Here is a 12,027-nt window from a genome sequence, read left to right as displayed (position 1 = left end):
CGATGACCGTCACCCTGGGCACCACGCCCACCGCCGAGAAGGCGGCCACCCTCGCCGCCCACCCACCCGCACCGGTACGCCGACGCCGGGGCCGACCCCGACCGGGACTGCTCGTCGCCGGGGCGTACCTGGGCCTGCTGGTCGTCGCGGCGGCCGTGCCGGCGCTGCTGGCCCCCGGCGACCCGATCGCCGCCGACCCGCGCGCCGCGCTGGCCGCCCCGGACGCGGCGCACTGGCTCGGCACCGACCACCTCGGCCGGGACGTCTGGACCCGGGTGGTGCACGGCGCGGGGCACTCGCTGACCATCGGGCTCGCCGCGACCGCGATCGCGGTCACCGGCGGGGTCCTGCTCGGACTGCTCGCCGGGCTGGCCCACCGGTTCGCCGACGAGACGCTCAGCCGCAGCTTCGACGCGCTGTCGGCGTTCCCGCTGCTGCTGCTGGCGCTGCTGCTGATCACGGTCGCCGGCCCCGGTACGGCCAGCCTGATCGTCGCCATCGGCATCGCCACCCTCCCGCACCACGCCCGGGTGGTACGCGCACAGACCCTGCTGGTCCGTCGGGCCGGCTACGTCGAAGAGGCGGTCAGCTTCGGCCTGTCCCGGCCACGTCTGGTGCTGCGGCACGTGCTGCCCAACGTGCTCGGTCCGGTCCCGGTGCTCGCCGTGATCGGGCTCGGCGAGGCGATCCTGGCCGCCGCCGGCCTCAGCTTCCTCGGCCTCGGCCCGCAACCGCCGTCACCCGAGTGGGGCGCGATGCTCTCCGAGGGGCGCAACTACCTCCAGGTGGCCTGGTGGATGACGGTGCTGCCCGGTGCGGCGGTCACCGCGACGGTGGTGGCGTTGACCGTCGTCGGCCGGCACTGGCAGGCCCGCTTCGACGGGCGGCGACCCTGATGGCCGCGCTGCTCGCCGTCGAGGACCTGCACGTCACCTTCGACACCCCGACCGGCCCGGTGGAGGCGGTCCGGGGCATCGGCTTCACCGTCGGGGCCGGCGAGTGTGTCGCCGTCGTGGGAGAGTCCGGCTCGGGCAAGAGCGTCACCGCCCGTACCCTGGTCGGCCTCGCCGGTGCCGGCGCCCGGGTCCGCGCCGCCCGGCTCGACCTCGCCGGCCGGGACGTGCGGGGCTACCGACCACGGGACTGGCGGCGGGTGCGGGGCCGGCTCGCCGGGCTGGTGACACAGGACGCGCTGGTCTCCCTCGACCCGCTGCGCACGGTCGGCGCGGAGATCGGCGAGGTGCTCGCCGCGCACGACATCGTCGGTCGGCGGGAACGCGTCGGCCGGGCCATCCACCTGCTCGACCAGGTGCACGTGCCCGAACCCGGACGGCGGGCCCGGCAGTACCCGCACCAGCTCTCCGGCGGGCTGCGGCAGCGGGCGCTGATCGCCTCGGCGATCGCCGGGGAACCCGCCCTGCTCATCGCCGATGAGCCGACCACCGCGCTCGACGTCACCGTGCAGGCGCAGATCCTGCGGCTGCTCGCCGAACGGCGGGACACCGGCGTCGGCCTGCTGCTGATCAGTCACGATCTGGCGGTGGTCGCCCAGGTGGCCGACCGGGTCCTCGTGATGCGGGACGGCCGGATCGTCGAGCACGGACCGACCGGCCGGCTGCTGCGGGCCCCGCAGCACCCGTACACCCGGCAGTTGCTCGCGGCGGTGCCGTCGGCCTCGTCGCGGGGACGTCGACTCGGCGAACCGGCCCGGGTCCGCGACGACTGCGCCGTGCCGGTGCTGCGGCGCACCCCGCTGCCGGCGCGGCCCGTCGTCCGTCCCGACGACACCGTGCTCGACGCGGTCGGCCTGACCCGGCGGTACGGCCCGCACACCGTCGTGCGGGACGTCTCGTTCAGCGTGGCCCGGGGCGAGACGCTGGGGCTGGTGGGCGAATCGGGCTCCGGCAAGAGCACGATCGCCCGGCTGGCCGCCGGACTGCTCACCGCCGACGCCGGCGCCGTCACCTTCGAGTCGGCCCGGTGGTCCGGGGTGCCGGAGCGGGCCCGCCGTCCGCTGCGCCGCCGGTTACAGCTGATCTCCCAGGACCCGCTGGGCTCCTTCGACCCCCGCTACACCGTCGGCCGGGTGGTCGCCGAGAACCTCGACCCGGGTCCGGACCGGACCGACCGGGTGCTCGCCCTGCTGCACCGGGTCGGCCTCGGCCCGGACCTGCTCCACCGGCACCCCCGGTCGCTGTCCGGCGGGCAACGGCAGCGCGTCGCCATCGCCCGGGCCATCGCCCCCCGACCCAGCCTGATCATCTGCGACGAGCCGGTCTCCGCCCTCGACGTCTCGATCCAGGCCCAGGTCCTCGACCTGCTGGCCGAGTTGCGCGCCGCCGACGGCACCGCCCTGCTGTTCATCTCCCACGACCTCGGCGTGGTGCACCACCTCGCCGACCGGGTGCTGGTCCTGCACGACGGTGTGGTGGTCGAGCAGGGCCCGGTCGGTGACGTCTTCAGCTACCCCCGGCACGACTACACCCGGTCCCTGCTCGACGCGTTGCCCACGCTCGTCACCGCCGGCTGACCGTAGGAGGAACCCATGCCCGATCCCACCCTGCACCTGGCCGTGGCCCTCGACGGTCTCGGCTGGCACCCCGCCGCCTGGCGGCTGTCCCACGCCGACCCGGCCGGGCCGCTGTTCCCCCGCTGGTGGTCCGCCCTGGTCGGACAGGCCGAACAGGCCGCCCTGGACCTGGTCACCATCGAGGACTCGCTGGACCTGCAGTCGTCGCTGCCCGACGGGCCGGACGGTCGGACCGACCAGGTCCGGGGTCGCCTCGACGCGCTGCTGGTCGCCGCCCGGATCGCCCCGTCGACCCGGCACATCGGGCTGATCCCGACCACCAGCGTCACCCACACCGAGCCGTTCCACGTCTCCACCGCGGTGGCCACCCTCGACCACGTCAGCGGCGGGCGGGCCGGCTGGCGGCCCCGGGTCTCCGCCCGCCACAGCGAGGCCGCGCACTTCGGCCGGCGTGACCTGCCCCCGCTGGACCCGACCCGGTCCGACGACCCACGGACCGTACGCCTCGTCGGTGACCTGTTCGCCGAGGCCGCCGAGGCCGTCGAGGTGGTCCGGCGGCTCTGGGACAGCTGGCAGGACGACGCGGAGATCCGGGACGCCCCGACCGGCCGGTTCATCGACCGGGACCGGCTGCACCACACCGACTTCACCGGCCGGTGGTTGTCCGTCAGAGGACCGTCGATCGTGCCCCGGCCGCCGCAGGGGCAGCCGGTGGTCGCCGTGCTGGCCCACTCGACGGTGCCGTACGCGTTCGCCGCCCGGCACGCCGACGTCGTCTTCGTCACCCCCACCGACGCCGCACACGCCGAGGCCGTCGTCACCGAGGTCCGGGCGACGGAGGAGACCGTCGGCCGGTCCGGCCCACCCCTGCGGATCCTCGCCGACCTGGAGGTGCTGCTCGACGACACCCCGCAGCTGGCCCGGCGTCGGCGGACCCGGCTGGACGAGTGGCACGGCGCGGAGTTCTCCTCGGACGCGGCGAGCTTCACCGGCAGCCCCGGACAGCTCGCCGACCTGCTCGCCGACTGGCGGCGGGCCGGGGTGCAGGGATTCCGGCTGCGGCCCGCCGTGCTGCCCGACGACCTCACCACGATCACCCGGGCGCTGGTGCCCGCGCTGCGGGACCGGGGCCTGTTCCGTGCCCGCTACCCCGGCGGAACGCTGCGCGACCTGCTCGGCCTGCCCCGGCCGGCCAACCGGTACGCCGTCGCGGGCCCCCGCTGATCCCAGGAGACGACCCCGTGCCCAAGCAGATCATCCTCGCCGCGCACTTTCCCGGCGTGAACAACACCACCGTGTGGAGCGACCCGGCCTCCGGCAGCCACATCGACTTCGCCTCCTTCGTCCATCTGGCCCGCACCGCCGAACGGGGCCGGTTCGACTTCTTCTTCCTGGCCGAGGGGTTGCGGCTGCGCGAACAGCGCGGCCGGATCCACGACCTGGACGTGGTGGGCCGGCCGGACACCCTCACCGTGCTGGCCGCGCTCGCCGCCGTCACCACCCACCTGGGGCTGGCCGGCACCCTGAACACCACCTTCCGGGAGCCGTACGAGCTGGCCCGGCAGTTGGCCACCCTGGACCACCTCTGCGCCGGGCGGGCCGCCTGGAACGTGGTCACCACCTCCGACGCGTTCACCGGGGAGAACTTCCGCCGGGGCGGCTACCTCGACCGGTCGCTGCGCTACGAACGGGCCGCCGAGTTCGTCCGGGTCGCCCGGCGGTTGTGGGAGTCGTGGCCGGCGGACGCGATCGTCGGCGACCGTGCCGCCGGCCGGTACGTCCGCGCGGCCGACCCGGGGGCCTTCGTCCACCACGGCGACCAGTTCGACATCGCCGGGCACTTCACCGTGCCGCGCAGCCCGCAACTGCACCCGGTGATCCTCCAGGCCGGCGACTCGCCCGAGGGCCGGGAGTTCGCCGCATCCAGCGCCGACGCGATCTTCTCCCGGCACGGCACCCTGGAGGACGGTCGGGAGTTCTACCGAGACGTGAAGGCCCGACTGGCCCGGTACGGCCGCACCCCCGACGACCTGAAGATCATCCCGGGGGTGACCTTCGTGCTCGGCGACACCGACGCCGAGGCCCAGGAACGCGCCCACCACATCCGCCGCCAGCAGGTCAGCCCGCAGACCGCGATCCTGCTGCTGGAACAGCTGTGGAACCGGGACCTGTCCGGGTACGACCCGCACGGCCCGCTGCCGGCCGAGGACCCCGACGTGGACGGCGACGCGATCAGCCGGGGCCGGGCCGGCATGTACCCGGACCCGGTCGGCACCGCCCGGCAGTGGCGGGCGCTGGCCGAGGAGAAGGGACTCGGCATCCGCGACCTGATCATCGAGGTCACCGGCCGGCAGTCCTTCATCGGCACCCCGCAGCGGGTCGCCGAGCGGATGAACCACTTCGTGCAGTCCGACGCCGCCGACGGGTTCATCCTGGTGCCGCACCTGACCCCGGGCGGGCTCGACGAGTTCGTCGACCGGGTCGTCCCGCTGCTCCAGGAACGCGGCGTGTTCCGTACCGAGTACACGTCCACCACCCTGCGTGGGCATCTCGGCCTGCGGCCGGCCCGACCGGCCACCCGGGTCGGCGCGGCGTGACCGGCCCGGTGGCGTCGACGCCGGTTACCGTCTGCCGGCTGCGCTGGGACGACCCGGACGCCGTGGCGCTGCGCGCGGCGATGACCGGGGAGCTGCGCCAGCGCTACGCCGACCGTCCGCACGACCCGATCCACCTGCCCCCGGCACGGGTGCTCCTGCCGGGCTCGGTGGCCTGGACCGGGGTGGCGTACACCGCCGACGCCACCCCGGTCGGGCACGCCGCGCTGCGCTGGTGCGGCCCCGACCTGGAACTGAAACGGATGTACGTGGCGCCCGCCCACCGGGGGCGGGGCATCGCCGACCAACTCCTGGACGCCGCCCGGGAGGCGGCCGGGCGGTTCGGTGCCGGCCGGATAGTGCTCCAGACCGGCGACCGGCAGCCCGACGCGGTCCGCCGCTACCTTCGGGCCGGCTACCGACCGGTCCCGGTCTTCCCGCCGTACGACGCGTTGCCCTACTCCCGTTGCTACGCCCTGGTGGTCCACCCCATCCCTCCCCGGAAGGCCCCGGTCCCGGCATGAAGTTCCTGCTGATCACCCACCTGCCCGACCCCGTCACCGGGCGACGCCGCAGCACCACCGAACGGTTCCGGGAGGTGGTCGACACCGCCGTGCTGGCCGAGGAGTTGGGCTTCGACGGCTACGGCGTCGGCGAACGGCACGAACGCCCCTTCATCTCCTCCTCGCCGCCGGTGGTGCTCAGCCACATCGCGGCGCGGACCAGCACCATCCGGCTCTTCACTGCCGTCACCACGCTGAGCCTGCTCGACCCGGTCCGCGCCTACGAGGACTACGCCACCCTCGACCACCTCTCCGACGGTCGGCTGGAGCTGATCATCGGCAAGGGCAACGGCGCCGCCCAGGCCCAGCTGTTCCACGTCACCGCCGAGGACCAGTGGGACCGCAACCGGGAGAGCTACGAGCTGTTCCGCCGGCTCTGGCGGGAGGACCGGGTCACCTGGTCGGGCCGGTACCGCCCGGCGCTGACCGAGGCCGAGACCTGGCCCCGTCCGCTGCAACCGGCGATCCGGGTCTGGCACGGCAGCGCCACCAGCCGGGAATCGGTCGACCTGGCCGCCCGCCATGGCGACCCGATCTTCTCCGCCAACGTCACCAACCCGGTCGAGCCGTACGCCGAGCTGGTCCGGTACTACCGGCAGCGGTGGGTGCACCACGGCCACGATCCGGCGGACGCCCTCGTCGGGGCCGGCACCGCCGGGTTCTACGCCGCCCGCACCTCGCAGGAGGCGGTCGAGACGTACCGGCCGATCTTCGACGCCCGGCTCGCTGCGTTCCGCCGGCTCGGCGTGGAGCCGGTCTTCCCCACCATCGCCGACGCCGTCGCCCGCAGCTCCCTGCTGGTGGGCAGCCCGCAGCAGATCGTCGACAAGGTGCTGCGCCACCACGAGCAGCTCGGGCACGAGGTGATCCACCTCCAGGCCGACCCCGACGGGCTGACCGACAAGGCCCACCGGCAGAGCCTGGAGCTGTTCCAGGCCGAGGTGGCGCCGGTGCTGCGTCGGGAGATCCCCAGCCGCCCCTTCCGCCCGCCGGCGACCGCCGTCGCGTCGCGCTGACCAGAAACGGGACCCCCATGTCATCGACCGCGCTGTCCGTGCTCGACCTGTCGCCGGTGCCTGCCGGCGGCACCGTCACCGACGCCCTGCGGCACACCGTGGACCTGGCCCGCCGGGTCGAGCAGTTCGGCTACCGCCGCTACTGGCTGGCCGAGCACCATCTGGCCGCCGGGGTGGCCAGCTCCGCCCCGACCGTGCTCATCGGGCAGGTCGCCGCGGCCACCAGCGTGCTGCGGGTCGGCTCCGGCGCGCTGCTGGTGGGGCACCGTACCGCCCTGTCGGTGGTGGAGGAGTTCGGCACCCTCGCCGCCCTGCACCCGGGCCGCATCGACCTCGGCATCGGCCGGTCCGGACCGCCCCGCGCCGACGCCACCCGGGAACCCGTCCCGCCACCGACCGGGGCCCGGGTGGTCGACGGGCTGCTGATCCCCGCCCCGTTCTCCTACGCCCACCTCGTCGGCGCACCCCGGTACGCCCTCGCCACCGCGCTGCTGCACCAGGCCGGTGCGCAACCACCCGCGTTCGCCGGACAGCTCGACGACATCCTCGCGTTGCTGCGTGGCGACTACCGGGACGCCGACGGCCTCGACGCGCACGCCGTGCCGGGGGAGGGGGCGGATCTGCAGGTGTGGCTGTTGGGCAGCAGCGGTGGGGAGAGCGCCCGGCTGGCCGGGGCGTGGGGCCTGCCCTTCGCCGCCAACTACCACGTCAGCCCCGCGACGGTGCTCGACGCGGCCGAGGCGTACCGGGCCGCGTTCCGGCCGTCGGCGGCGCTGGCCGAGCCCTACCTGGTGGTCTCGGCCGACGTGCTGGTCGCCGACACCGACGCCGAGGCGCGTCGGCTGGGCAGCCCGTACGGGCACTGGGTGCGCAGCATCCGTGGCGGCGACGGCGCGATCCCGTACCCGAGCCCCGAGCAGGCCGCCACGCTGCCGTGGCGCGACGCCGACCGGCAGCTCGTCGCCGACCGGGTGGACACCCGGTTCGTCGGCGCGCCGGAGACGGTCGCCGCCCGGTTGCGCACCCTGCGGGACGTCACCGACGCCGACGAACTGCTCATCACTACGATCACCCACGACCACGCCGACCGGGTGCGGTCCTACCAGCTGCTGGCCAAGGAGTGGGCCCAGTCCGGCGACACCGGCCGGGCCCGATAGACACGACGGTGCGCTCACCCCGGCCCGGACGGGGACCACGGATTTGGGGGTGTCCGGGTCGGGGTGTCGCGTCAGGTCATCGTGCTGAGCAGCCCGACCTCCGGATGCAGGACGCCGTCCTGGCCCAGCGACCGGAAGTCGGCCTCGACGGCGGCCCGCTCCAGCCGGCCCGCCCGCACCGCGTGGTAGCGCACGACCGACCAGAGGAAGACGTCGAGGGTGTCGAAGCGGGTGCCGCCCTCGACGACCTCCTCCTCGTGGAACCAGAGGCCGACCTGCCCGTCGGCGAGGACCACGTGCAGGTTGCCGCCGCCGTCGGCACCGACGGAGTAGACGTCGTCGTCGGCGAGCGTCGGTTGGTAGTCGGCGTCGAGGAGTTGGCAGTCGTTGCCGGCGAAGTCGAACCCGTAGGACCAGTCGTAGATGTCGAGGAACTGGGGCATCCGCCCGGACCGGACGCGGTGGTCGAAGGCCGCCAGCGCCGTGGCGGCCGGGGAGGGGAGACGGTCGAGCAGCGACGTCACCGGGCGGGTCCCGGCGGGAACGGTGACGGGCGGCCGGTCGGCGAACCACCGGGCGAGATCGGCGTCGAGGTCCCGCTCGACGTAGCCGGTCAGATCGTCAGGGGTGAGGGTCACCGGCGGATGCTAACCGCCGACCCCGACAGGCTCGCCCGCCGGACCCGGGGCCAGCGGCAGGGTCGTCGACGAGCGTCGGTTTCGTCCACCGCTGCGGCTTTCACCGAGGTCGGGCTATATTGACGCAAGTCACTACTGCTCTGGAGGTGCCCGACGTGAGAGTCCGTTCGATGGTGGCGGCAGCGGTCGCGGCGGGGCTGGCGGCCACCGGCGTCGGCACCGCCACGCTCGCCGGGGCCGCGCCGGCCGACCCGGCCCCGGCCGCCCCGACCCTGGCCGTCGGCGACTTCGACTTCACCCGCCCCCAGGTGGTCGCCACCGGCCTGACGGTGCCCTGGGGGATGGACTTCCTGCCCGACGGCAGCGCCCTGACCGCGCTGCGCAACTCCGGCCAGGTGGTACGGGTCCGACCCGGTCAGGCCCCGGAACAGGTGGCCCAGATCTCCGGCGTGAACGCCAGCGGCGAGGGCGGCCTGCTCGGCCTCGCGGTCTCCCCGGGGTACGCCCAGGACGGCTACGTCTACGTCTACCTCACCACCACCACCGACAACCGGATCGTCCGGTTCCGGCTCAGCGCCCCGCAGAACCAGGAGCCGGTCCTCACCGGACTGGCCCGCTCCACCATCCACAACGGCGGGCGGATCGCCTTCGGCCCGGACGGGATGCTCTACGCCGGGGTCGGTGACGCGGGGCAGACGGCCAACGCGCAGAACCCGCAGAGCCGCAACGGCAAGATCCTCCGGATGCGTCCGGACGGGTCCGCGCCGTCGGACAACCCGACGGCCGGCTCCCTGGTCTACAGCCTCGGGCACCGCAACGTGCAGGGCCTGACCTGGGACGCTCAGGGGCGGCTCTACGCCGCCGAGTTCGGGCAGAACACCTGGGACGAGGTCAACCTCATCGTGGCCGGCGGCAACTACGGCTGGCCCACGGTCGAGGGGCGGGCCAACGACCCACGGTTCCGGGACCCGCTGCTGGTCTGGACGACCGCCGAGGCGTCCCCGAGTGGCGCGGCGGTCGCCGGCAACCGGCTCTTCGTCGCCGCCCTGCGCGGCACCCGGCTGTGGACCGTGCCGCTCACCGGCACCGGCGGGGTCGGCACCCCGGCCGCCGAGCTGACCGGCGCGTACGGTCGCCTGCGTACCGTGGAGTACGGGCCGGACGGCTGGCTCTGGGTCACCACCAGCAACCGGGACGGGCGTGGCACCCCGGCGTCGACCGACGACCGCATCCTGCGCTTCCCGCCGAAGGACACCACCCCGCCCCCCACCAGCCAGCCACCCACCACCCCGCCCCCGACGACGCCTCCGCCCACCACGCCTCCGCCGACCACGCCCCCGCCCACGACGACGCCGCCTCCGCCCACGACGCCGGGCACCCCGCCGCCCGTCTCCTGCCGGGTCGTCTGGCAGCCCAACCAGTGGAACGGCGGGTTCACCGCCGAGGTGTCCATCACCAACCTGGGTTTCCCGGTCACCAGTTGGACGTTGACCTGGTCCTTCGCCGCCGACCAGCGGATCACCAACGCCTGGAACGCACAGGTCACCCAGTCCGGGTCCGCGGTCACCGCGCGTAACGCCGCCTGGAACGGCAGCGTGCCGCAGAGCGGCACGGTCAGCTTCGGCGTCCAGGGCACCTCCGGCGCGAGCAACCCACGCCCGGCCGCGTTCCAGTTCAACGGGGGAGTCTGCCTGGTCCAGTGATCCACGACGGGGCCGGTCCGGGGCACCCCGGACCGGCCGCCGTCCGCCGTGCCACCCGGCCCGTCCGGGCGACGCGGTCGCGTCGTCGCCGACACCCCGGCGTCGGTCGAACCGGGGCAATGTGCCGGATTCGCCGACGCCGGCCGTCGTTCCGGTGGAGCCTGCGAGGGACGCTATCGCGCACGGTGCGGCGGAACGGGGTGGTCTTGAACCGAAGGTTCGTCGGGCTGCTGCTGGTGACCAGCCTGGTGCCGATGATCGAGGCCACCGTGCTGGTCGCCCTCGGATTCCGGGCCGCCCAGGGCATCCCCCCGCAGCTCACCGCCCTGTGGCCGTACGACACCTACCACGACCTGCGGTGGCTCTACGTCTACCACCGGTCGTGGTGGGAGTTCGCGCTCTGGCTGACCTACGTGCTGGTCGCCCGGGGCCTGTTCACCACCGGCCTGGTGCTGCTGGCCTGGCCGGCCGGGGTGCCCCGGCCGCCACTGGGCTGGCTGCTGCGCCGCAACGTCGTGCTCGGCGTGCTGGTCGGCGGGTTCGTCGCGCCCTGGGCGGCGATCTCGGTGGCGGCGTCGGTGGTCGCCCTGTCCTGGGTGCTGCTGGCGTCGCTGCTGCCGATGTTCCTGCTCGCGCCGTTCCTGCAACGGGTGGCCGTGGTGGAGCACTGGTGGCGGGGGCTGCCGTCGATCTCGCTGGTCGGCTGGTCACTGCTGAACTTCGTGGTGCTCACCGTGGCCGGCGCGCTGTGCTGGGTGGTGCCCGGCTGGTGGACGGTGCCCGTGGCCGGGGCGGCGGGGGCGCTCAACGGGGTGCTGTGGAACCGGACCGTACGGGCGGCGCTGCTGCCCTCACGGGTGCGTTGGGCCCGGGTGCCGGTGACCCCGCTGGCGGCGCTGCTGGCCGTCGCCGTGCCGCTGGTCATCCCGCCGGTGACCGAGCTGGTCCCGGGAAACGAGCAGTGGATCAGGACGGCGGTGCTGGAACGACCGCTGCCCGCCGCGGTCACCCATGCGGTGATCGTGCTCACCGGCTACGGCTCGGACTACGGCGGTGAGCAGCCGTCCGACCCCCGGGTGCAGCGCTTCTCCTACCGGGGGCTCGACTCCGACGGGAAGCCGCTCGCGTACCGGTCGGCGGACACCACCCGGTCGATGGCGGACAGCGTGGCGCTGCTCGCCCGGCAGGTGGAGCTGCTGCACCGGCGCACCGGACGGCGGGTGGCGCTGATCGGGGAGAGCGAGGGGGCGATGGTGGCCCGCACCTATCTGGCCCGGCGGCACGACGCGACGGTCGACATCCTCGTCATGTTCAGCCCGTTGATCTATGCCGGCCGGGCCTACTACCCGCCCCCGCACCACGACGAGGGCTGGGGGGTGGTCACCGGCTGGCAACTGCGGGCCATCTTCGGGCTCGCCGACGTCGGCGGCGGCCCCGACGAGCCGTTCATCCGGTCGTTGCTCGACGACGCGCCGTTCTACCGCAACCAGTTGATGTGTCCCGTGCCCGGGGTCCGGATGGTCGCCTTCCTGCCCACCGCGACGGCCACCGAAGCGCCACCGGGGGAGTACAGCCGGATTCCGGTCTACCAGATCCCCGGCGTGCACGGTGGCCTGCTGGACCGCAGGCTGCTCCAGGACCGGCTGATCGACTTCCTGACCGGCAAGCCGATCGCCCACACCCGGGCCGAGTACCCGCTGATGCAGAGCTTCGCCGCCGCCTGGCAGGCGCCGCCGCTGCCGATCGCGGCGAACCCGGCCTGGGCGGGCAACCGGCAACCCGACCCGGCGTTCACCGGGAAGGTCTGCCTGCCGGCCCGCTGAGCG

General features: G+C 74.4%; 10 protein-coding genes and 1 pseudogene. 10 read left to right on the top strand and 1 reads right to left on the bottom strand.

Translation table 11 applies throughout. The annotated features are described in order from the left end of the window. The first annotated feature begins 2 nt into the window (after positions 1 to 2). From AB0C22_RS06050 to AB0C22_RS06020, 7 genes are read left to right on the top strand one after another with little or no spacing between them, the layout of a single operon-like run. A complete protein-coding gene (locus AB0C22_RS06050; protein ID WP_357533773.1) occupies positions 3 to 896 on the top strand; it encodes an ABC transporter permease in 894 nt (297 codons plus the stop codon). Continuing rightward, positions 896 to 2,530 (top strand): ABC transporter ATP-binding protein, encoded by a 1,635-nt coding sequence (locus tag AB0C22_RS06045; RefSeq protein ID WP_219461258.1) that lies wholly within the window; start codon positions 896 to 898, stop codon positions 2,528 to 2,530. Before AB0C22_RS06050 ends, AB0C22_RS06045 begins: the two co-directional genes overlap by 1 nt. 15 nt (positions 2,531 to 2,545) lie before the next feature. Next, positions 2,546 to 3,754, top strand: a complete 1,209-nt coding sequence (locus AB0C22_RS06040; protein ID WP_219461260.1) for an LLM class flavin-dependent oxidoreductase — start codon at positions 2,546 to 2,548, stop codon at positions 3,752 to 3,754. A gap of 17 nt (positions 3,755 to 3,771) precedes the next feature. Next, positions 3,772 to 5,127, top strand: coding sequence for an NtaA/DmoA family FMN-dependent monooxygenase (locus AB0C22_RS06035; RefSeq protein ID WP_219461274.1), 1,356 nt, complete (start codon positions 3,772 to 3,774; stop codon positions 5,125 to 5,127). Further along, positions 5,124 to 5,648, top strand: a complete 525-nt coding sequence (locus AB0C22_RS06030; RefSeq protein WP_219461277.1) for a GNAT family N-acetyltransferase — start codon at positions 5,124 to 5,126, stop codon at positions 5,646 to 5,648. Before AB0C22_RS06035 ends, AB0C22_RS06030 begins: the two co-directional genes overlap by 4 nt. Beyond that, positions 5,645 to 6,703, top strand: coding sequence for an LLM class flavin-dependent oxidoreductase (locus AB0C22_RS06025; RefSeq protein WP_357533769.1), 1,059 nt, complete (start codon positions 5,645 to 5,647; stop codon positions 6,701 to 6,703). Before AB0C22_RS06030 ends, AB0C22_RS06025 begins: the two co-directional genes overlap by 4 nt. Before the next feature lie 17 nt (positions 6,704 to 6,720). Next, positions 6,721 to 7,860, top strand: coding sequence for an LLM class flavin-dependent oxidoreductase (locus tag AB0C22_RS06020; protein ID WP_219461284.1), 1,140 nt, complete (start codon positions 6,721 to 6,723; stop codon positions 7,858 to 7,860). Positions 7,861 to 7,931: 71 nt separating this feature from the next. Here AB0C22_RS06020 and AB0C22_RS06015 read toward each other — a convergent pair whose 3' ends face one another. Further along, on the bottom strand, positions 7,932 to 8,498 hold the full coding sequence (locus AB0C22_RS06015; protein WP_219461287.1) for a hypothetical protein: 567 nt from the start codon (positions 8,496 to 8,498) through the stop codon (positions 7,932 to 7,934). A 170-nt stretch (positions 8,499 to 8,668) separates the two neighbouring features. Here AB0C22_RS06015 and AB0C22_RS06010 point away from each other — a divergent pair. The 3 genes and pseudogenes from AB0C22_RS06010 to AB0C22_RS06000 form a co-directional block, all read left to right on the top strand. Next, positions 8,669 to 9,736 (top strand): annotated as a pseudogene (locus AB0C22_RS06010) (PQQ-dependent sugar dehydrogenase); the annotation flags it as partial. Continuing rightward, complete coding sequence (locus AB0C22_RS06005) at positions 9,728 to 10,201, top strand: cellulose binding domain-containing protein (protein WP_357534031.1); 474 nt, start codon at positions 9,728 to 9,730, stop codon at positions 10,199 to 10,201. The pseudogene AB0C22_RS06010 and the gene AB0C22_RS06005, both read left to right, overlap by 9 nt. Before the next feature lie 119 nt (positions 10,202 to 10,320). Next, positions 10,321 to 12,024, top strand: a complete 1,704-nt coding sequence (locus tag AB0C22_RS06000) for a hypothetical protein (RefSeq protein ID WP_219461290.1) — start codon at positions 10,321 to 10,323, stop codon at positions 12,022 to 12,024. Positions 12,025 to 12,027 lie beyond the last annotated feature (3 nt).

Source organism: Micromonospora sp. NPDC048894, assembly GCF_040649765.1.
GTDB classification, from domain to species: domain Bacteria; phylum Actinomycetota; class Actinomycetes; order Mycobacteriales; family Micromonosporaceae; genus Micromonospora; species Micromonospora antibiotica.
The sequence above is the reverse complement of the archived record's forward strand: the minus strand, read 5'-3'. Positions and strand labels throughout refer to the sequence as shown.